18 protein-coding genes are annotated in these 20266 nt (G+C 73.5%); 12 read left to right on the forward strand and 6 right to left on the reverse strand.

The features are described from left to right. Positions 1-106 precede the first annotated feature (106 nt). The 4 genes from rhaI (at position 107) to ACIBJC_RS00250 (ending at position 6331) form a co-directional block, all read left to right on the forward strand. On the forward strand, positions 107-1276 hold the full coding sequence (rhaI, locus tag ACIBJC_RS00235; protein WP_399285696.1) for an L-rhamnose isomerase: 1170 nt from the start codon (positions 107-109) through the stop codon (positions 1274-1276). 134 nt (positions 1277-1410) lie between these two features. After that, complete coding sequence (locus ACIBJC_RS00240) at positions 1411-3462, forward strand: bifunctional aldolase/short-chain dehydrogenase (protein WP_399285698.1); 2052 nt, start codon at positions 1411-1413, stop codon at positions 3460-3462. 180 nt (positions 3463-3642) lie between these two features. Continuing rightward, the gene (locus tag ACIBJC_RS00245) at positions 3643-5154 is read left to right on the forward strand and encodes a rhamnulokinase family protein (protein ID WP_399285700.1); all 1512 of its coding nucleotides are present in this window, start codon (positions 3643-3645) and stop codon (positions 5152-5154) included. Between the two features lie 148 nt (positions 5155-5302). Further along, complete coding sequence (locus tag ACIBJC_RS00250) at positions 5303-6331, forward strand: LacI family DNA-binding transcriptional regulator (protein WP_399285702.1); 1029 nt, start codon at positions 5303-5305, stop codon at positions 6329-6331. 161 nt (positions 6332-6492) lie between these two features. On the opposite strand, the gene ACIBJC_RS00255 is transcribed toward ACIBJC_RS00250, so the two are convergent. Further along, complete coding sequence (locus ACIBJC_RS00255) at positions 6493-7053, reverse strand: GNAT family N-acetyltransferase (RefSeq protein ID WP_399285704.1); 561 nt, start codon at positions 7051-7053, stop codon at positions 6493-6495. Between the two features lie 195 nt (positions 7054-7248). Here ACIBJC_RS00255 and ACIBJC_RS00260 point away from each other — a divergent pair, with 195 nt between their 5' ends. Together ACIBJC_RS00260 and ACIBJC_RS00265 are read left to right on the forward strand one after the other, a co-directional pair. Further along, positions 7249-7995 carry a carbonic anhydrase gene (locus ACIBJC_RS00260; RefSeq protein ID WP_399288005.1) on the forward strand — a complete coding sequence of 249 codons (747 nt, stop codon included), beginning with the start codon at positions 7249-7251 and terminating at the stop codon, positions 7993-7995. A gap of 257 nt (positions 7996-8252) precedes the next feature. Further along, entirely contained in the window at positions 8253-9260 is a 1008-nt protein-coding gene (locus ACIBJC_RS00265) for a fibronectin type III domain-containing protein (RefSeq protein ID WP_399285706.1), read from the forward strand. Here the strand turns inward: ACIBJC_RS00265 and ACIBJC_RS00270 are convergent. Further along, the gene (locus tag ACIBJC_RS00270) at positions 9245-10306 is read right to left on the reverse strand and encodes a DUF6397 family protein (RefSeq protein ID WP_399285708.1); all 1062 of its coding nucleotides are present in this window, start codon (positions 10304-10306) and stop codon (positions 9245-9247) included. The two genes, ACIBJC_RS00265 and ACIBJC_RS00270, sit on opposite strands and share 16 nt — an antisense overlap. Positions 10307-10418: 112 nt before the next feature. Continuing rightward, entirely contained in the window at positions 10419-10832 is a 414-nt protein-coding gene (locus tag ACIBJC_RS00275) for a roadblock/LC7 domain-containing protein (RefSeq protein WP_329822723.1), read from the reverse strand. A 146-nt stretch (positions 10833-10978) separates the two neighbouring features. On the opposite strand from ACIBJC_RS00275, the gene ACIBJC_RS00280 reads away from it, so the two are divergent. From ACIBJC_RS00280 to ACIBJC_RS00295, 4 genes are all read left to right on the forward strand, one after another. Further along, positions 10979-11407, forward strand: coding sequence for a PPOX class F420-dependent oxidoreductase (locus tag ACIBJC_RS00280; protein ID WP_399285710.1), 429 nt, complete (start codon positions 10979-10981; stop codon positions 11405-11407). Positions 11408-11456: 49 nt separating this feature from the next. Further along, positions 11457-12056: a class I SAM-dependent methyltransferase gene (locus ACIBJC_RS00285; protein WP_399285712.1), complete on the forward strand. Its 600-nt coding sequence runs from the start codon at positions 11457-11459 to the stop codon at positions 12054-12056. A 173-nt stretch (positions 12057-12229) separates the two neighbouring features. After that, positions 12230-12520: a hypothetical protein gene (locus tag ACIBJC_RS00290; RefSeq protein WP_399285714.1), complete on the forward strand. Its 291-nt coding sequence runs from the start codon at positions 12230-12232 to the stop codon at positions 12518-12520. Between the two features lie 82 nt (positions 12521-12602). Continuing rightward, positions 12603-13514: a hypothetical protein gene (locus tag ACIBJC_RS00295; protein ID WP_399285716.1), complete on the forward strand. Its 912-nt coding sequence runs from the start codon at positions 12603-12605 to the stop codon at positions 13512-13514. 46 nt (positions 13515-13560) lie between these two features. Here ACIBJC_RS00295 and ACIBJC_RS00300 read toward each other — a convergent pair whose 3' ends face one another. From ACIBJC_RS00300 to ACIBJC_RS00310, 3 genes are all read right to left on the reverse strand, one after another. Continuing rightward, positions 13561-14031 carry a GNAT family N-acetyltransferase gene (locus ACIBJC_RS00300; protein ID WP_399285718.1) on the reverse strand — a complete coding sequence of 157 codons (471 nt, stop codon included), beginning with the start codon at positions 14029-14031 and terminating at the stop codon, positions 13561-13563. A 141-nt stretch (positions 14032-14172) separates the two neighbouring features. Beyond that, positions 14173-14355, reverse strand: a complete 183-nt coding sequence (locus ACIBJC_RS00305; protein WP_329822718.1) for a hypothetical protein — start codon at positions 14353-14355, stop codon at positions 14173-14175. A gap of 68 nt (positions 14356-14423) precedes the next feature. Then, positions 14424-15500 carry a fatty acid desaturase family protein gene (locus ACIBJC_RS00310; protein ID WP_399285721.1) on the reverse strand — a complete coding sequence of 359 codons (1077 nt, stop codon included), beginning with the start codon at positions 15498-15500 and terminating at the stop codon, positions 14424-14426. Between the two features lie 368 nt (positions 15501-15868). Here ACIBJC_RS00310 and ACIBJC_RS00315 point away from each other — a divergent pair, with 368 nt between their 5' ends. Continuing rightward, the gene (locus ACIBJC_RS00315; protein WP_399285723.1) at positions 15869-18838 is read left to right on the forward strand and encodes a DEAD/DEAH box helicase; all 2970 of its coding nucleotides are present in this window, start codon (positions 15869-15871) and stop codon (positions 18836-18838) included. Further along, the gene (locus ACIBJC_RS00320; protein ID WP_399285725.1) at positions 18835-20205 is read left to right on the forward strand and encodes an SWF or SNF family helicase; all 1371 of its coding nucleotides are present in this window, start codon (positions 18835-18837) and stop codon (positions 20203-20205) included. Before ACIBJC_RS00315 ends, ACIBJC_RS00320 begins: the two co-directional genes overlap by 4 nt. Positions 20206-20266: the final 61 nt, after the last annotated feature.

Genomic DNA, 20266 nt, shown 5'->3' on the forward strand with positions numbered 1-20266 from the left:
GGTTGACACGGGTGGGGGACTCCCATAGCTTCACGCGATGAAACGATTCATAAAGGATCGTGACACCGACTCGCCCCGCGAGTCCGCACCACGGGAGCGCTGAGAGATGACGGGTCGATCCGCCGTGTCCGCTGTGAAGGCGGCGCTGAAGTCGCAGGCAGTCGAGACGCCGTCGTGGGCGTTCGGGAACTCCGGTACACGGTTCAAGGTCTTCGCACAGCAGGGCGTGCCGCGCACACCGCAGGAGAAACTGGCGGACGCCGCGCGGGTGCACGCCCACACGGGGGTCGCGCCGTCGGTGGCGCTGCACATCCCCTGGGACCGCGTGGATGACTACGGCGCCCTCGCCGCCCACGCGCGCGAGTTGGGGCTGCGTATCGGGACGATCAACTCGAACGTGTTCCAGGACGACGACTACAAGCTCGGCTCGGTCACCCATCCGGACGCCGCCGTGCGCCGCAAGGCGCTGGGGCATCTGCTGGAGTGCGTGGACATCATGGACGCCACCGGGTCGCGCGATCTGAAGCTGTGGTTCTCCGACGGCACCAACTACCCCGGCCAGGACGACCTCTCCGCCCGTCAGGGACGGCTCGCCGAGGCGCTGTCCGCGGTGTACGAGCGGCTCGGCGAGGGCCAGCGGATGCTGCTGGAGTACAAGCTGTTCGAGCCCGCCTTCTACGCCACGGACGTACCCGACTGGGGCACGGCGTACGCGCACTGCCTCAAGCTGGGCGAGAAGGCGCAGGTCGTCGTGGACACCGGGCACCACGCGCCGGGCACCAACATCGAGTTCATCGTGGCGCTCCTGCTGCGCGAGAAGAAGCTCGGCGGGTTCGACTTCAACTCCCGCTTCTACGCGGACGACGACCTGATGGCCGGGGCGGCGGACCCCTTCCAGCTCTTCCGGATCATGTACGAGGTGATCAGGGGCGGCGGGTACACGGCGGACACCGCGTTCATGCTCGACCAGTGCCACAACATCGAGGAGAAGATCCCCGCGATCATCCGCTCGGTGATGAACGTCCAGGAGGCCACGGCCAAGGCGCTGCTGGTGGACGCGGAGGCGCTGGACGCGGCCCAGCGCTCGGGCGACGTACTCGGGGCCAACGCGGTGATCATGGACGCCTTCAACACGGACGTACGACCGCTGGTGGCCGAGGCGCGCGCCGAACTGGGCGCGGACGCCGACCCCGTCGCCGCGTACCGCGCCTCCGGGTACGGCGAGAAGATCGTCGCCGAACGGATCGGCGGGACCCAGGCGGGCTGGGGCGCCTGAGACGGCTGGCACAGCAGCGCCGTACCCCTGCCCGGCCGACCCGTACCCCCGTACCAACCGCCCGTCCCGTACCCCCGTACCACCGCCCGTCCGCGCCTTCCGCCCCCGAAGACCGCACCTCACAGAGGGACATGATGACCGACCAGCCTTCCATCCATCCGGCGGCGGCCGAACTGCTGGAGCGTTCGCACCGGCTCGGCGCCGATCCGCGCAACACCAACTACGCCGGTGGCAACACCTCCGCCAAGGGATCCACCACCGACCCCGTGACCGGCGACGACGTCGAGCTGATGTGGGTCAAGGGGTCGGGCGGCGATCTGGGCACCCTCACCGCCGGTGGTCTCGCCGCACTGCGGGTGGACCGGCTGCGCGCGCTGACCGGGGTGTATCCGGGGGTGGAGCGCGAGGACGAGATGGTCGCCGCGTTCGACTACTGCCTGCACGGCAAGGGCGGTGCGGCGCCGTCCATCGACACGGCGATGCACGGACTGGTCGACGCCGCTCATGTGGACCATCTCCACCCCGATTCGGGGATCGCGCTGGCCTGCGCGGCCGACGGCGAGAAACTGACAGCGGAGTGTTTCGGCGACACCGTGGTCTGGGTGCCCTGGCGGCGCCCCGGCTTCCAGCTCGGCCTGGACATCGCCGCGGTCAAGGAGGCCAACCCCGCCGCGATCGGCTGTGTGCTCGGCGGGCACGGCATCACCGCGTGGGGCGCCACCTCCGAGGAGTGCGAGCGCAACTCGCTGCACATCATCCGTACGGCCGAGGCGTTCCTGACGGAGCGGGGCACGCCCGAGCCCTTCGGTCCCGTACGGGAGGGGTACGCGCCGCTGCCCGAGGCCGAGCGGCGGGCGAAGGCCGCCGCGCTCGCCCCGCTGATCCGGGGGCTCGCCTCCACGGACCGGCCCCAGGTCGGCCACTACACGGACGCGGATCCGGTCCTCGACTTCCTGGCGCGTGAGGAGCATCCGCGGCTGGCGGCGCTGGGCACCTCCTGCCCGGACCACTTCCTGCGCACCAAGGTCCGCCCGCTGGTCCTGGACCTGCCCGCCGGGGCGCCGCTGGAGGAGACGCGGGAGCGGCTGGCCGCGCTGCACACCGCGTACCGGGCGGAGTACCGGGCGTACTACGAGCGGCACGCCACCCCGGACTCACCGGCGATGCGCGGGGCCGACCCGGCGATCGTGCTGGTGCCGGGCGTGGGGATGTTCTCGTTCGGCAAGGACAAGCAGACCGCTCGGGTCGCCGGTGAGTTCTATGTGAACGCCGTCAATGTGATGCGCGGCGCCGAGGCCGTCTCCTCGTACGCGCCCATCGAGGAGTCCGAGAAGTTCCGTATCGAGTACTGGGAGCTGGAGGAGGCCAAGCTGCGCCGGATGCCGGCCCCGAAGGCGCTGGCCACCCGGGTGGCGCTGGTGACGGGCGCGGGGTCGGGGATCGGCCGGGCCGTCGCGCACCGGCTGGCCGCCGAGGGCGCGTGCGTCGTGGTCGCGGATCTCAACGCCGAGGGCGCGGCCACCGTCGCCGAGGAGCTGGGCGGCACGGACCGGGCCGTCGCGGTGACGGTCGACGTGACGGACGAGGAGCAGATCCGGGCGGCGTTCGACGCGGCGGCCCTCGCCTTCGGCGGGGTGGACCTGGTCGTCAACAACGCCGGCATCTCGATCTCCAAGCCGCTGCTGGAGACGACGGCCAGGGACTGGGACCTCCAGCACGACATCATGGCCCGCGGCTCGTTCCTCGTCTCGCGGGAGGCGGCCCGGGTCATGACCGATCAGGGGTTCGGCGGGGACATCGTCTACATCGCGTCGAAGAACGCGGTGTTCGCGGGCCCGAACAACATCGCGTACTCCGCGACCAAGGCCGACCAGGCCCATCAGGTACGGCTGCTCGCGGCCGAGCTGGGCGGGGCCGGGATCCGGGTCAACGGCGTCAACCCCGACGGGGTGGTCCGGGGCTCCGGGATCTTCGCGGGCGGCTGGGGCGCGGAGCGCGCGGCGGTGTACGGCGTGGAGGAGGAGAAGCTGGGCGAGTTCTACGCGCAGCGGACCATCCTCAAGCGCGAGGTGCTGCCGGAGCATGTGGCGGCGGCGGTCTTCGTCCTGACGGGCGGCGAGCTGAGCCACACCACCGGTCTGCACGTCCCGGTGGACGCGGGCGTCGCGGCGGCGTTCCTGCGCTAGCCAGGGCGTGTGCCGAAAGTCCCGCCTGGCCCAGTACCGGACCGCGCGGTCCGGGGCCTGTCCCTGACAACAGGTCCCGGACCGCGCTCCCCCGCTCGTCACCGCCGTCCGCCCGTTCCTTCTTCCGCCCGCTGTTCCCCGGCGTCCGCCGGGGCCGGCCGCGTCATCCCGGGGTCCGCCGTGTCATCCACCGAACCGCTTCCCTTCGCCGCCGTCGACCTCGGCGCGTCCAGTGGCCGCGTCATGGTCGGCCATGTCTCCGGCCGGGGCGCCGGGACGCTGCGCCTAGAGGAGGTCCACCGGTTCCCCAACCGTCCGGTGCGGACCTCCGGCACCCTGCACTGGGACATCCTGTCCCTGTACGGCGGGGTGCTGGACGGTCTGAAGGCCGCGGGCGCGGCGGCCGGGCGGGCCCCCGCGAGCGTCGGCATCGACACCTGGGCCGTCGACTACGGGCTGCTCGACGCGTCGGGCGCTCTGCTCGGCAACCCCGTGCACTACCGCGACACGCGTACCGGGGGCGAGGCCGAGAAGGTCGCCGCGGTGCTGCCGCCCGCCGCGCTGTACGGGGCGACCGGCCTGCAGTACCTGCCGTTCAACACCCTGTACCAGCTCACCGCCGCGCGGGGCAGCGCGGCGCTCTCCGCGGCGGACCGGCTGCTGCTGATCCCCGATCTCATCGCCTACTGGCTCACCGGCGAGGCCGGTACGGAACTGACCAACGCCTCCACGACGCAGCTCATCGACCCCCGGACGCGGGACTGGGCCCGGTCCGTCGCCGAGCCGCTCGGCATCGACCTCTCCCTCTTCCCCGCCCTGCGTGCACCCGGCGCGCCGGCCGGGACGCTGCTCCCCGACGTGCTGGCCGAGACGGGGCTGAGCGGTCCGGTGCCGGTGACGGCCGTCGGCTCGCACGACACGGCGTCGGCCGTCGCCGCGGTGCCCGCGTCCGGCGACCGGTTCGCCTACGTCGCCACCGGCACCTGGTCGCTGGCCGGCCTGGAGCTGGACGCCCCGGTTCTGACGGAGGAGAGCAGGCGGGCCAACTTCACCAACGAGCTGGGCGTGGACGGCACCGTCCGCTATCTGCGCAACATCATGGGGCTCTGGCTGCTCCAGGAGTGCCTGCGCACCTGGGAGGCCGAGGCCGCCCCCCAGCCGCTGGACCGGCTGCTCGCCGAGGCCGCCGAGGTGCCGGGGCTGCGGTCGTTCGTCGACGCGGACGACCCGGCGTTCCTGGCGCCCGGGCAGATGCCGCGCCGTATCGCGGACGCCTGCCGGAGCCTCGGCGTACGGGTGCCGCAGGGGCCCGCCGAGACGGCCCGGTGCGTCCTGGACTCGCTGGCGCTGGCACACCGGCGCGCGATCGAGGACGCGCAGCGGCTCTCCGGCCGCTCGGTGGACACGGTGCACATCGTGGGCGGCGGCGCGCACAACACGCTGCTGTGCCAACTCACCGCGGACGCCTGCGGCCTGCCCGTCGTCGCGGGCCCGGCGGAGGCCGCGGCCCTCGGCAACGTACTGGTCCAGGCGCGCGCGGCGGGCGCCGTCGACGGCACTCTCACCGATCTGCGCGCGCTGCTGCGCGCCACGCTGGAGCCACGCCGGTACGAACCGGCCGCCGACCGGGCCGGGCGGGCGGCGTGGGACCGGGCCGCCGCGCTGATCGCGGACGCGGGGGTACGGCGCTGACGTACGGACCGGACCCGGGCCGACCGCGCGCGCCGCGGCGCGTCGGGCGATTCGGGTGTACACGGCACGTGTCCGGGCCCGTGTCCCCCGATATGATGGTTCACCCGGTCAGGGGTACCAGCGAGATGTGACAGAACGGGCAGGACGCGTGGCGCAGACGGTCGGCATCAAGGACGTGGCCCGGCTGGCCGGTGTCTCGGTCGGCACCGTCTCGAACGTGCTCAACCGTCCCGAGAAGGTGTCCGAACCCACCCGGGTGCGGGTGCGCGCGGTCATAGACCAGCTCGGATTCGTCCGCAGCGAGACGGCCAGGCAGCTCCGGGTGGGGACCAGCCGCATTCTGGCGATCCTCGTGCTCGACATGGCGAACCCGTTCTTCGTGGCCGTCGCCAAGGGGGCGGAGCGCGCGGCGCGCGAGACCGGGCTCGGGGTGATGCTCTGCAACAGCGCGGGCAGCCCGGCCGAGGAGGCGGAGTACCTGTCGCTCTTCACCGAGCAGCGGGTGCGCGGGGTGCTGCTCACTCCGGCGGACACGACGGGCCACAACGTACGGGAGTTCGCGCGCCGGGACATTCCGTTCGTCCATGTCGACCGTGCCGTGCCCGCCTCCGAGGGCTGTTCCGTCTCGGTGGACGACGTGGCGGGCGGCGCCCTCGCCGTGGGGCATCTGCTGGCCGCCGGGCACCGCTCCGTGACGTACATCAGCGGCCCGATGTCGCTCCCCCAGTGCCGGGACCGCCGTACGGGCGCGCTGGCGGCCCTGAGCGAGGCCGGACTGCCGGAAGAGGCGCTGCGCCATGTGGAGTCGGCGCGGCTGGACGTCTCCTCGGGCATCGACGCGGGGGCGCGGCTGCTGGGTCTCGCCGAGCGCCCGACGGCCGTGTTCTGCGCCAACGACCTGCTGGCGCTGGGGGTTCTCCAAGCGATGTACGGGGCCGGGGTGGACGTCCCCGGAGACGTGTCGATCGTCGGCTACGACGACATCGAGTTCGCCGCGGCGGCGGTCGTCCCGCTGACGTCCGTACGGCAGCCCGCGGACGCGATGGGGCGGACGGCCGCGGAGATGCTGATGGACGAGACGGGGCCGGACGCGCAGCACCACACGCACCGTTCGGTCGTGCTCCAGCCCGAGTTGGTGGTCCGCAGCTCCACGCGCCGTCTGGAGAGCGGGAAGTAGCCCGGCCGCGGCGGGCGAGGCCGACCGCCCGTACGGGACGCGCCCCTCCCTCCCCCGGAGCGCGGACGCGGTGTCGCTCCGAGGGTGCTGGAGGCGTCGGCGCGTGGGGCACCGGCCGATGGGGCTCCACCGGCTGGACGGCCCGCGTCCGCACGTGCGGATCAGGGGTGACGCGACGCCTGGTCCGTGGACCTGACGGGGGCCGCGTAGCAGTGGACGGTGACCGTCTGCTCCTGGCTCCAGCGCTGCTCGGCGATGTCCAGCAGGGTCCAGCCCAGGTGTTCGTAGAACGCCACGGAGCCCGTGTCGGCCGCCAGGACGTCCAGGACGGGGTGCAGCCCGCGGGTTCCGGCCTCTCGTAAGGCCTGGGACATCAGGAGGGCTCCGATGCCGTGGCCGCGGGCGTCCGGGGAGACGAACAGACGGGTCACCACGGCGACTTCGCCGGGGGCCGCGCCCGTGCGTTCGTCCCAGAGCGCGGGTGCCGCGTCGCCCTCGACGGGCGGGGAGAGTGCGAGGTGGCCGACGATCCGGCCGTCGAGTTCGGCCACCCAGGCGGCGAGCTGCTCGGGCGGCGCCAGCCAATCGGCGGGCGCGGCGGGCCAGTTCACCGGATAGCCGTCGACCTTGTGCACCTCGGCGAGCACACTCACGCAATCGTCGAGATCACCCACGTCGCGTCGCCGGACATCGCACATCGGGATGTCATCGGCCGCTGGCATAGTCTGTCGATTCACCCGGACCATGCAACCACAGCCCGCCGCCGAAGCGCTCCGCGACCACCCGGCCGGGTGGTGAACGCAGCGGGTCCGAAGGCCCAACCTCCTGCGTACGCCGCATGCTTGGTTCAAGAATGCGTCAACAATCCCTCCGCGAAAAGCAATGGCCAAGGTTGTCACGGTTAGTCTCCGGCGGTGATATTGACCAAGCGCACACAGAGACCATCGCCCACCACCGGCACCCCCCGCCGCACCCTGCTCCGCGCGGCTCTCGCGGGGACGGCCGCCACCGCCGGTGTGGCACTGACCGCTCCTGTCGCCGGCGCCGCCGCACCGGCCGCCCGGCCCGCCCGCCCGCGGCCCACCACCGCCGAAGAGGCACTGGCCGAACTCACCGAGGGGAACCGACGCTGGCGGACGTTCCGGCAGCGTCACCCGGACGAGACGGAGGCCGTCCGTACGGCCCTCGTCTCGGGCCAGCACCCCTTCGCGCTCATCCTCGGGTGCATCGACTCGCGGGTCCCGCCCGAGCTCGTCTTCGACCAGGGGCTCGGCGACCTGATGACCGTACGCTCGGCCGGCGAGGTGCTGGACGAGGCCGTCCTCGGCAGCATCAGCTACGGCGTGCTCGAACTGGGCATACCCCTGATACTGGTCCTCGGCCACCAGTCCTGCGGCGCCGTCGCGGCAGCGGTCGAGGCCGACGAGTCGGGTGAGGAACTCCCGGCCCACATCCAGTACCTGGCCGACCAGATCCGGCCCGCGATCGACCACACGCAGCACGGCACCGCGCGCGTCGACTCCACGGTGACCGCCAACGTGGAGATGGTCCGCGCCCGCCTCGCCGCGGAGCCCGACCTCGCGGCCAAGGTGGCCGAGGGCAAGCTCGCCGTCGTCGGCGCGCGGTACGAACTGGGCACCCAGCTCGTCCACCGCACCGGCTGACCGTACCGCCGCAGTACCGGCACCCGCCGCCCACCCCGCCCCCGCCGGGGACGGGCGGCGCCCGGAACTCCTTTCTCCCGCGCGCCTTTCACGCGCCGCCGCCTCCTGGCACACCTCGCCGCGTTCGGCTCTCCCGCCGCCACGTCCGGCTCTTTTGATGCGCACCATCCTCCTGATGCGAACCTCCCTCTTGATGTGAACCCGACACCTGTGTCATATATGTCCAGACCATTGCCCCTCGGGTGAAGGACACGGCCATGACCAGGTTCCGTAACGGCGCCATGCTCGGCCTCGTATGCACGGCTCTCCTCGCGACGACCGCGTGCGGCGCGAACGACCGGCGGGCGACGGCACCTTCGGCCCCCGCCGGGGTCACCGTCCAGGCAGGCAGCGCCACGTCCGCCCATGTCATGTGGCACCCGGCCCCGGCCGAGGACGGCGTCCGCGGGTACGACGTCTACCGGAGCGGGACGAAGGTCAAGGACGTCCCCGGCGACACCGCCATGACCGACATCGCCGGGCTCACCCCGTCGAGCCGCTACACCTTCACGGTCCGCGCCCGGGGCGCCGACGGCACCGTCTCGCCGCACAGCGCGACCGTGTCCGTCGCCACCCCCGCGACCGTCGCCGAGGACAAGGACCCGCCCGCCGGCCCCACCGGAGTGCGGGGCGGGAGCGACGGCGCCCGCGCGGCCCGCCTCACCTGGGCCCCGGCCCCGGACGGGCAGGGCATCGTCTCGTACGACATCCACCAGGGCGGCTCCAGGATCCACAGTGTCGGCGCGGACGCGACCTCGGCCCGGGTCACCCTGCTGCGGCCGGGAACCCACTACCGCTTCACGGTGGTCGCCCGGGACGCGGCGGACAACACCTCGCCCGCGAGCCGCACCGTCGAGATCACCACCCCGCACGGCCCGGGGGACGCTCCCGACACCGCGCCGACCGGCCTGCGGGCCACGGCGCGTGCCGCCGACGGCGCCTACTACGCCGACCTGTCCTGGCTCCCACCGCGGACCGGCGGTGAGGTGCCCGCCTATCAGATCCATCTGGACGGGAAGTTCGCGACGACCCTGGTCTGGGGCGACGGGGCTCCCCGGGGCCGGGCGACCTACAGCGTCTACGTGAGCAGGACCGCGGGCGAGGCCTTCCGGGTGAAGCTCCGCGCGAAGCTGCCCGACGGCACCTGGGGCGCCTTCTCCGCGGAACCTACCGTCGTCACCGCCCCGGACGGTCGACCCACCGCGGACCGTCACCCCCGATCGTGAGACGGCGCGGCGCCCACGGGACCCGGCCCCGGCCCCCGTTCCCGCCTGGTCCGCAGCCGCGTCAGCAGACCACCGAGCGGGCCGCCGAGCGGCGGACCGGCCCCCTCCGCACGCGTGGTGGGCCCCTCGGCCCGCGGCGCCGGACGAGCCCGCCTCGCCTCCGCCAGAAACGTCTCCAGACTGGCGCGGTGCCAGCCGATCTCGTCCGGGTGGTCCGCCAGCAGCAGCCGCCCCACCGCCGACCTCGCCGCCTCCGACTCCGGATACGGGCGGAAGAGATCGGGCGCCAGCCGGTTCAGATAGGCGCGCTCGTACGGATCGCGCACCAGCTCGGCGAGATGGGCGGCGTCGAGCACACACCCCACGACGGCCACCCGTTCCCAGGGGTCCTCGCTCTCGTGCAGAAGATGGCCGATACGCCGACCCCTCCAGTTGCGCGGGCGCCGGTCGTCGCTCTCGTCGACCCCCGCACAGAGCCCTCGCGGCAGCCGCCCGACGCGCAGCCTCGGATCCCCGGCGGCGCACGCCCGCAACTCGTCGGCCAGATACAGCCAGACCACCGTGCGGTAACGGTTGAGGTAGAAATTCACCGGCGCGACGAAACCCGCCCTCGCCAGCCGGGTGAACCGGCCCGGACTGACGGACATCAGCGCCGCCCCCTCCGCCGTGCCCACCGTCCGCACCCGCTCGCGCAGCGCGTCCGGGAACCCCTCCGCCGCCCGCAGCCGCCCGATCTCCCGCCGGCTCACCTGCCGTCGGCCGCCGGCCGTCCCCGCCTCGGTGCGGATGTGCCCGAGCTGCGTCGCGAGCTCGAACTCTCCGCGCTTCAGTTGCAGTTCCCGCGCGGCCCGGATCAGTCCGACCCCGCCCGAGGCACTCTCCTCGACCCCGGCCTCGAACGCGGCATCGGCCTCGGCCTCGGTCTCGAACGCGATGCCGGACCCGATCCGTAACCCGGCGCCGTACCGGGCCCCGATCCCGAACCCGCCCCCGGCTCCCCCGTCGTCGCCGGTCCTGACCTGGGTCCGCGTCTCGCTGATGGACATGGTCGTCGTCCTCCCGTGAGTTGGAAACTACTCTCGGTGACGACCGTAGCGCGTCCGCGGACTTTCCCGCCCGGCCTGTGGATAACTCCGGCGGCCGAGCGAAGAGACCTGGTCAGAGGCCACTCAGCGTGGTGTGGTCGGGCTGTCTGGCCGCGACACCGAGATGCTCACCGACCCGGTTGACGAGCAGAGTCATCTCGTAGGCGACCTGGCCCACATCGGCCTCGGCCGCGGTCAGCACGCACAGGCAACTACCGTCCCCCGCCGCGGTGACGAAGAGCAGCGCCTCGTCGAACTCCACCATCGTCTGCCGCGCCTTGCCCGCCCGGAAGTGGCGTCCCGACCCCCGTGCGAGGCTGTGCAGCCCCGAGGAGACCGCCGCGAGGTGTTCCGCGTCCTCGCGTGCCAGCCCCGTACTGGCACCCGTGACCAGACCGTCGTTCGAGAGCACCAGCGCGTGCTTGATGTGCTCGACCCGTTCGGTCAGGTCGTCCAGCAACCAGTCAAGTCCCTTTTCGAGTGGCATTGCCGTCCCTCCCCGTTCAGATGTTCCCCAAGTCCCACGACGCCGTAGCCTTCCGCACCGACCGTCTCCGGGCAAGCCGCGCCCTGGACAAGGGAGTGTCGGTGCGTCACTTCGCGCCGCGTCACCTCACGCGGGAAAATGCGGGCATGGCGACAAACATGAGCAAGGACGAGTGGCACGCCTTCGTCTCCGAGGGCACGCGCACCGGCAAGCTGTCCACCGTACGAGCGGACGGAGCCCCGCACATCGCACCGATCTGGTTCGTCCTCGACGGGGACGACCTGGTCTTCAACACGGGCAAGGAGACCGTGAAGGGCCGCAATCTGCTGCGTGACGGACGGCTGGCGCTCTGCGTGGACGACGAACGGCCGCCGTTCGGCTTCGTGGTGATCCAGGGCCGCGCCGAGACCGATGAGGACCCAGAGCGGCTGCTCCACTGGGCGACGCGCATCGCCGCGCGGTACATGGGCGAGGAGCGCGCCGCGGAGTTCGGCAGGCGCAACGGCGTTCCGGGCGAACTGCTGGTGCGCGTACGGATCGAGAAGGTCTTGGCGTACACGGGCGTGGCGGACTGATCCGCACCCGCGCGCCGTGCGTGGCCCGGCCCTGGGGGATCATGGGCGTATGGCCCATGACCACACGCAGGTACGGGAATTCTTCGGCGCGCGGGCGGCGGGGTGGGACGCCCGGTTCCCGGACGACGGCCCCGCCTATGCCGCCGCCGTCGCCGAACTCGGGCTGCGCCCCGGCGACGCGGTCCTGGACGCCGGATGCGGTACGGGGCGGGCGCTGCCGCCCCTGCGGGACGCCGTGGGCGAGCGGGGCACGGTGCTGGGCGCCGATCTGACGCCGGAGATGCTGGCGGCGGCGGTACGGTCCCGGCGGCACCGTGCCGGGCGGCTCCTGCTCGCCGATGTGGGCCGGCTGCCGGTGCGGTCGGAGGCGCTGGACGCGGTGTTCGGCGCGGGCCTGATCGCGCATCTGCCCCGGCCGCAGGAGAATCTGTGCGAGCTGGCCAGAGTCGTACGGCCCGGCGGACGGCTGGCGCTGTTCCACCCCATCGGCCGGGCCGCGCTCGCCGCCCGGCAGGGGCGCCGGATCACCGAGGACGATCTGCGCGCCGAGCCCCGGCTGCGCCCCCTGCTGGCCGGTGCCGGCTGGCGTATGGAGTCGTACGCGGACGAGGACACCCGCTTCCTGGCGCTGGCGGTACGGGCCGGCTGACGGCCGGGGCGCCCTGGACGCGCCACGTCCGGCCCGGTGCCCGTGTCCAGGCCCCGGGCGCCGGTGACGCCGAGGGACCTCTTCTGTCGGGGCGCCGCCGCCCGTACGTTGGAGGGGCGGCCCGCTCAACCGTGCGGTTCGCATCGCACCAGGCAGCAGGGAAGGCGGACCCGGTGTTCAGCAGACTGCGCAGGATCCTTGTGTCGGACGGTGCCGCCGCACCGGCCGTGAACCACCCCCGGCCGCGGCAGCACAACCTGTTCGAGGCCGCCGCGACCTATGTGTCCGCGTGCGCGGAGGACGATCAGCAACGGATCGACGAGGCGGCGGGCTGGGTCTCGCCCGAGGCGCTCTCCTTCGGCGTCAACGAACTGGCCTGCCGGGCGGTGATCGCGCTGGCCCGCGAGCGGGACGAGTCGCCCCAGGCCGTGGCCCGCAGCCTGCTGGGCCTGCCGACCGCGTGAGAAGCGCGCCCTCCCGGCCCTCGACGCCCGGGTCACCGACTGGCTAGGGTGCGCCGACAGACCCTGGGGATGGGGAGGTGCCGTGGCCGCGACGGACGACTCCGTGGACGACGACGCGCTGTACGTGCTGACCGCCGCGCTGCTCACGCCCGCGCGGTTCCCCTCCGTGCTCGGCGACGACTACGCGCAGGCGTGCGCCGCCCTCGGGCTGGAGCCGTACCCGGGCGGATACGGCCTGGTCATGGGCCAGGACGGCGAGGGTGCCCGCTGGACGGTCGTGGTCGACGACGTCTCCCTGGTCGCCGTCGCGATCGCGTCCTGGGACTGCGGGATGGAGTACGACCTGTCCCCGGGCGAACGTACCGTCGTCTCCGCGCTGCCCGGCTGGCCCCTGGCCCTGGCCGTCGCGGCACCGGGCGTGCCGGCCCCGCACGACCCGGAACCGGCGGCCTCCGAGGACGCCGGAGCCGGGGAGAGCGCCGTACGGCTGCCCCTGACGCCGCCCGACACCGAGGCGTGGGGCCCGGCGCAGCGGCGCCTCGGGGCGGACGAGGTGGCGCTCCAATGGGCGTCGTGGCGTGAGCGGTTCGAGGGCGCCGAGGACTCTGCCCCTGAGGCCTCCGATGCACCCGCGGCTTCCGATGTGCCTCAGCCCTCCGATGCGCCTGAGTCCTCCGGGCTCCCCGCGGCCTCCGGAGCCGGCGGCATGCCGACGCCCTCGCATCCGGGGGTGGTGCGCGCCCTGGCGGAGCTGCGCGCCTATGTGGACGCCGGCGCGGCGCCGCCGCCCGGCCGGATACGGTCCGCCTTCGCCCCGGACGAGGCGCGGACGCTGCGCGCCGACGGCCCCGGCTGGTCCTTCGTGGCCAGGACCGACGACATGGCGTTCGTCCTGCTGGACGAGGAGCCGGGCGAGGTGCTGCCGGTCGGGCGCGGCCCCGAACTGCCCGGGCTGCTCGAAGCACTCGACGAGATCGCCGTACGCCCTGCCTGAGGCGGGCACGGCACCACCGCGGCGGCGGCGCTTTCACGGCACCGTGTCACAGGGGTTTCTGGAAGAACGTGCTGTCCGGATGGTCGCGGTAGAAGCCGAAGCCCGTGGTCGGCACATAGCCGCTGGACCGGTAGAGCCCGACCGCCTCGGCCAGCACATCGCCGGTCTCCAGGACCATCCGTACCCGGCCCGCGCGCCGAGCGCTCTCCTCCAGCTCCGCCAGCACCCGGCGGGCCAGCCCACGCCCGCGCGCCTCGGGGACGACGAACATCCGCTTCAGCTCCGCGTCCCCGCCCTCGTACCCCTCGGCCACCATGTCCTGGGCGCGCCAGCCGCCGGAGGCGACGGGCGCGCCGTCCCGGTAGGCCACGAGGAACAGCCCCAGCGGCGGGTCGAAGTACGACGGACGCAGGGGCGTCAGGTCGTCATGGCCGAAGCGTTTCAGGTACTCCGCCTGCGCCTCGTCACTGAGCTTGACGGCGTCGGGGTGGTCGAAGGCTATGGGGATGATCTCCACAACCGACGACCCTAGCGCCTCTCGTTCGACGCTCCGCGGCCGGAACCGGAAACGTATTCGCGGGGGCCGGGAGCGCGCGCGTAAGGCCCCGGACCGGTCACCCCGGTCCGGGGACCCCGCCTACGCGCCACGGTCCGCCGCTCAGCGGCCCAGCTCCTTGCGGCTGATCCTGCGCAGCCTGCGGCGCTGCGACGGGTCCAGCATCAGATACGCGGCTGTCGGCACCCCTATCACCACCAGCAGCGAGAACCAGAATCCGATCAACGGCATCAGAAGAAGGCCAACGGCCACTCCCCCAATGGCGATCTTCGCGCTTGTCGACATCTCGACGCCTCCTTCGCGGCGTGGCCGCTTCCTGCTCATTGAACGCACACGGTCGTCCGCCAGTTCCACTATGCGCCCGCGCGCAGCGGTTCGCCGACCTCGTGCATGTGGCTGAGCGCCTGGCGGTACGACTCGATCAGTCCGGTCTCGGTGTACGGGATCCCCAGCGTCCTGCAGTGCGCGCGGACCAGCGGCTGCGCGAGCCGGAGGTGGGGGCGGGGCATGCTGGGGAAGAGGTGGTGCTCGATCTGGTAGTTCAGCCCGCCCAGGAACCAGTCCGTGAACAGGCCGCCGCGGACGTTGCGCGAGGTGAGGACCTGACGGCGCAGGTGCCCCCAGTCCGCGCAGTTCTCCGGGTCGGGCATCTCCATGCCCTTGTGGTTGGGCGCGAAGGACATGCCGAGGTGCAGTCCGTGGAGCATCTGGTGGATCACCGCGAAGACGACGGCCTGTCCGACGCTGAGCGTGGTCAGCAGCAGCGTGGCGTAACCGACGGCGTGGGTCAGGAGCAGCAGGCCCTCCGTCACCCGGCGCCGGGCCGGCATCCGGTCCTCACCGCGTGCGAGGACGGCCTGGACGCCGTAGACCTTGAGGGCGATGCCCTCCAGCGTGGTCAGCGGGAAGAACAGCCAGGCCTGGTGGCGGGTGAGCCAGCCGCGCAGCCCGGAGCGTCCCTCGGTCTGGTGCTGGGTGAAGACGAGGATGTCGGCGGCGACGTCCGGGTCCTTGTCGATGTGGTTGGGGTTGGCGTGGTGCCGGTTGTGCTTGTCGTTCCACCATTCCTGGCTCATGCCGAGCAGCAGGTTGGCGTGCACGAGCTGGACGAGCCGGCTCTTCCCCCGGTGGGCGGTGATCTGTGAGTGCCCGGCGTCGTGGGCGACGAACGCCAGCCGCCCGGAGACGAGGGCCAGCGGTGGCGCCAGGAGCAGCGCCCACCAGGAGGGGCCGACGAGGACCAGCCCGGCGACGATGGCGGCCATGAGGAGGAGGTTGACGGTGATGCCCCGCGCGTACCAGGCGACGCGGCGTTCCAGGAGTCCCTGTTCCCTGACCGTCCGCAGGAGGGGTGCGAAGTCACTGCCGGCCGCGCGGGGCGCGGGGGCGGGTATGGGCTCCGCGACGGGGGCTGCGGCGGTTCGGGGCATGTCGGTCTCCGGTCTGTCGGCCGAGATGAGTACGGGACGGTGGGTACGCGGTGGGTGCGCGATGGGGACGGTGGGGACGGTGGGGACGTGAGGGGAACGGTGGGGACGGTGTGGACGTGATCGAGGGGCGAAGGGCGCCGCGCGCCTGACCTTCTGAAACGTACGGCGGCGCGGCCTACCCGGGCCATGGCGCCAACCCCCGGAAGGGGTGGGGGGTTTACGGGGGGTGGGGGTGTTGCCGGCTACACCTGTCCGGTCGGCGGGGTGAGCCACGTCACGGCCGCGGCAGCTCCGTGTGAGGGCGTGGGTGGGGTACCCTCGGCGGCTCCGACCCCGCATTAGTCAAATTTGAGGAATGCGTCTTCGCTGTGCACAGGCTTCCCGCGGCAACGCTCTCCCGGACCACCGAACTCGCCCGCTGTTCCACCGTCTTTCTTCCCGCGGATCCGGCCCGCGCCGGCCGGATCGCCTACTGGCATCCCGACGGCGCGGCGCCGCCGTCCGCCCCGGGCTCCCTGGAGGAACTGGCCGTCGTCGACACCGAGGGCCACCTTCTCACGGTCAGGGCGCTCCTGGTGCCCGTGGCCGGCGCGCTTCCCTCGCTGACCCGCGGACGCGCCGCGCCCGACGCCTCGCCGTCGGCCGCTTTCTGGGGCACGGCCGCCCTGTTCGCGCTGCAACTCGTCGCCCGCGGGCTGCTGTTGCCCGGCCTCACCGGTACCGATCACGACGGCTGGCGGGCCGGCCCGCTCACCGCACGGGACCTGGAGCACGTACGGGCACTCGCGGCGTCGATGCCGCCGACCGCACACGCCGTCCCGCTGCTCACCCCGCCCGCCACCACCGCCCGTACCACCACGCCGGCGCCCGACACGCTCCTTCTGCCCGCGCAGGAAAGGCTGTTGCGGGACTTCCTGGACGCGGTCGCGGACACGCTGCCGCGGACCCCCGCCGCCTCGGTCGTCGCCGGCGGGCCCGCGTTCGCCGCCGCCCCCGCGACGCCGCCGCGCCGGTTTCCCGAACTCCGCGGCTGGGCCGCCGATGTGGCCGCCGGACACGACGCGGGTGTGCGCCTCTCGCTCCGCGTCGAGCTGTCCGGCCTGCCGGGTCCCGACGTCCTCCCTGACCTCCCCGACGCCGCCGAACCGGCGCCCGCCGGGGGCGACATGGCTGCGGGGTCCGGGGCGGTCTTCCGCGCCGTGCTCCAGATGCACAGCGTCAGCGACCCCGCGGTCGTCGCCGACGCCGCCGACGTGTGGTCCGGCGCCGCGGGTACGGGCTTCGCCCCGCGCGCCCGGATGGACGCCCTGCTCGCCCTGCGCCGCGCCGCCCGCGCCTGGCCGCCGCTCACCCCGCTGCTCTCCGCCGCCGCGCCCGACGCCGTCGACCTCGCCGACGAGGAGGTCACCGAGCTGCTGGGCGAGGCGTCCGGGGCGCTCGCCGCGACCGGCGTCCAGGTGCACTGGCCCAAGGAGCTGGCCCGCAGCCTGACGGCACGCGCCGTGATCGGACCGTACGGCGACGACGCCGAGCCCGCCGACGGGCCGGGCCCGAGGGAAAGAGCGGACGGCGAACTGTCCTCCTTCCTCTCCGCCGACGCGCTGCTCGCCTTCGACTGGCACTTCGCGCTCGGCGATCAGCGGATCGGCCGGGCCGAGCTCGACCGGCTCGCCGAGGCGAGCCGCCCCCTCGTACGGCTGCGCGACCAGTGGGTGCTCATCGACCCGGCGGAGATCCGGCGGGCCCGGGAGAGCCAGGACCGCGAACTCACCCCGGTCGACGCGCTCGAAGCCGTGCTGACCGGCTCCACGGAGGTCGCGGGCCGCCGGGTCGAGGTGCGGGCGGCGGGCTGGCTCGCGGCGCTCCGCGACCGGATCGCGGACCCCGCGGGCGTGGAGCCCGCGATCGGGCAGCCCGCGGCGCTCGCCGCGACGCTGCGCGACTACCAGGTGCGCGGGCTGGACTGGCTGCACCGGATGACCTCGCTCGGTCTCGGCGGCTGTCTCGCCGACGACATGGGCCTCGGCAAGACCATCACCCTCATCGCCCTCCATCTGCACCGGCAGACCGACCCGTCGGCCGCCGGCCCCACCCTGGTCGTCTGTCCCGCCTCGCTGATGGGCAACTGGCAGCGCGAGATCGAACGGTTCGCGCCCGGCACGCCCGTACGCCGCTTCCACGGCGCCGCCCGCGCCCTGGACGGCCTGGCGGACGGGGAGTTCGTCCTCACGACGTACGGCACGATGCGGCTGGACGCGGAGCGGCTCGCCGGTACGGACTGGGGTCTGGTCGTCGCCGACGAGGCGCAGCACGTCAAGAACCCGTACTCGGCGACGGCCAAGCAGCTCCGCGTCCTCGGCGGGCGGGCCAGGGTCGCGCTCTCCGGCACCCCGGTGGAGAACAACCTCTCCGAGCTGTGGGCGATCCTCGACTGGACGACTCCCGGGCTGCTCGGCCGCCTCGGCACCTTCCGTACCCGCTACGCACGCTCCGTGGAGAGCGGCGACGATCCGGCGGCGGCCGAGCGGCTGGCGGCGCTGGTCCGCCCGTTCCTGCTGCGCCGCCGCAAGTCCGACCCGGGCATCGCGCCCGAGCTGCCGCCCAAGACCGAGACCGACCGGGCGGTCTCCCTGACCGCGGAGCAGACGGGGCTCTACGAGGCGGTGGTACGGGAGACCCTCGCGGCGATCTCGGCGGCGGACGGCATGGAGCGGCGTGGTCTGATCGTCGCCCTGCTGACCTCGCTCAAACAGATCTGCAACCACCCCGCGCAGTATCTGAAGGAGGAGCAGCCACGCCTCGCGGACCGCTCGGGGAAGCTGGAGCTGCTGGACGAACTGCTCGACACGATCCTGGCGGAGGGCGCGAGCGTCCTGGTCTTCACCCAGTACGTACGGATGGCGCGGCTGCTGGAGTCCCATCTCGCGGCGCGCGGCGTGCCGACGCAGTTCCTGCACGGCGGTACGCCGGTCCCGGTGCGCGAGGCGATGGTGGACCGCTTCCAGAACGGTGAGGTCCCGGTGTTCCTGCTGTCGCTGAAGGCGGCGGGCACGGGGCTCAATCTGACCCGCGCCGAGCATGTCGTGCACTTCGACCGCTGGTGGAACCCCGCCGTCGAGGCACAGGCGACGGACCGCGCCTACCGCATCGGCCAGCACCGCCCCGTACAGGTCCACCGGATGATCACCGAGGGCACGATCGAGGACCGCATCGCGGACATGCTCGCCCGCAAGCAGCGGCTGGCCGACGCGGTGCTGGGCTCCGGCGAGGCGGCGCTGACCGAACTGACCGACGCCGAGCTGGCGGACCTGGTGGAGCTGCGAGGGGGCACCCGATGACGAACGGCACGGAGAACGGTGGGGAGTTCACCCGTACGGAGGGCCACGAGCACGACACCGAGCGGACGTTCGCCGCGCTGCCGCCGGCCCATGGCCGCGGCTTCGCCGGGACCTGGTGGGGCCAGGCCTGGCTGAAGGCGCTGGAGGACACCGCGCTCGACGGCCAACAGCTCAAGAAGGGGCGGAAGATGGCCCGGGAGGGCGCGGTCGGCGCGGTCTCCGTACGGCCGGGCCGGATCACCGCGGTCGTCAGGGACCGGGACGGTACCGCGCAGCGCAGCGACGTGCTGCTCCAGCGGCTGGGCGCGGAGGAGTGGGACCGCTTCCTGGACATGGCGGTCGACCGGGCCGGCCATATCGCGGCGCTGCTGGACCGGGAGATGCCGCCGCACCTGCTGGAGGACGCGGCGGACGTCGGTATCGAGCTGCTGCCCGGCATCGGCGATCTGGAGCCGGAGTGCGGCTGTGAGGCGTGGGACCACTGTCCGCACTCCGCGGCGCTCTGCTACCAGGTGGCCAGGCTGCTCGACCAGGACCCGTTCGTCCTGCTGCTGATGCGCGGCAGGGGCGAGCGCGGGCTGCTCGACGAGCTCCAGGTACGGAGTGTCGCGCGGGCCGCGCGGACGCGTCAGGACGACGGGGAGGCGGCGGACTGCGCGGCGTCCGAAGGGCCTGAGGGGGTGTCCGCCGTGGCGGCCTTCGCGGCGGGCGGCCTCCTGCCGCCGCCGCCCGCTCCCCCGGAGCCGCCGGCCGGTCCCGGGCAGCCGCCGTCGCTCGACACGGAGGCCGCGCCGCCCGAGGGGATCGACGCCGACGCGCTGGAGTTCCTGGCCGCCGACGCGGCGGCGCGCGCCCTGCGGCTGCTCGCCGAGGCGCTGGCCCCGGACCCTCACGAGGCGCCGTGGGAGGAGGAGCTCACACCGCGTCAGGACGGGGTACGGCTCGCCGCCGCGAGCGGGGGCGAGCGGTTCGCGGCGCGGCTGGCCTCCGGCACCGGCCGGCAGCGGGCGGAGCTGGATCTCGCCGTACGGGCCTGGCGGTACGGCGGCGCCGCGGCCCTCGCCGTACTGGAGGACGAGCGGGCCCCTGAGCCCGAGGAGCTCGCCCGCGCCGGAGCGGCGCTCGACGCGGCGTGGGAGGGCGGGGACCGGCCGGGGCTGCGCGCCGTCGGCCGGGGCCGCTGGACCGTGCCGGGCGCGGGGGTCCAGCTCCGGTACGGAACGGACGGGCGCTGGTGGCCGTACCGCAAGGAGGGGGCCCGCTGGGCCCCGGCGGGACCGGCGGACCACGACCCGGCGGCGGCGTTCGCGGACGCCCTCGGGGCACAGGACGGCCCGTCACCGGGGTCCGAGGCGCCCGCCGGCTGACCCGGGCGCGGCCCGCGTTCCCGGCGCAGGACGCTTGCCGCGCCGGGGCGCCCGGGCGACG

The sequence above is a fragment of the Streptomyces sp. NPDC050509 genome (genome assembly GCF_044457965.1).
GTDB lineage: Bacteria > Actinomycetota > Actinomycetes > Streptomycetales > Streptomycetaceae > Streptomyces.

Coding starts and splice junctions, on each gene's coding strand:
- ACIBJC_RS00270 (WP_399285708.1), bottom strand. CDS start 10,306: ATGTCCATCAGCGAGACGCGGACCCAGGTCAGGACCGGCGACGACGGG.
- ACIBJC_RS00240 (WP_399285698.1), top strand. CDS start 1,411: ATGACCGACCAGCCTTCCATCCATCCGGCGGCGGCCGAACTGCTGGAG.
- ACIBJC_RS00275 (WP_329822723.1), bottom strand. CDS start 10,832: ATGCCACTCGAAAAGGGACTTGACTGGTTGCTGGACGACCTGACCGAA.
- ACIBJC_RS00280 (WP_399285710.1), top strand. CDS start 10,979: ATGGCGACAAACATGAGCAAGGACGAGTGGCACGCCTTCGTCTCCGAG.
- ACIBJC_RS00255 (WP_399285704.1), bottom strand. CDS start 7,053: ATGCCAGCGGCCGATGACATCCCGATGTGCGATGTCCGGCGACGCGAC.
- rhaI (WP_399285696.1), top strand. CDS start 107: ATGACGGGTCGATCCGCCGTGTCCGCTGTGAAGGCGGCGCTGAAGTCG.
- ACIBJC_RS00305 (WP_329822718.1), bottom strand. CDS start 14,355: ATGTCGACAAGCGCGAAGATCGCCATTGGGGGAGTGGCCGTTGGCCTT.
- ACIBJC_RS00320 (WP_399285725.1), top strand. CDS start 18,835: ATGACGAACGGCACGGAGAACGGTGGGGAGTTCACCCGTACGGAGGGC.
- ACIBJC_RS00310 (WP_399285721.1), bottom strand. CDS start 15,500: ATGCCCCGAACCGCCGCAGCCCCCGTCGCGGAGCCCATACCCGCCCCC.
- ACIBJC_RS00285 (WP_399285712.1), top strand. CDS start 11,457: ATGGCCCATGACCACACGCAGGTACGGGAATTCTTCGGCGCGCGGGCG.
- ACIBJC_RS00265 (WP_399285706.1), top strand. CDS start 8,253: ATGACCAGGTTCCGTAACGGCGCCATGCTCGGCCTCGTATGCACGGCT.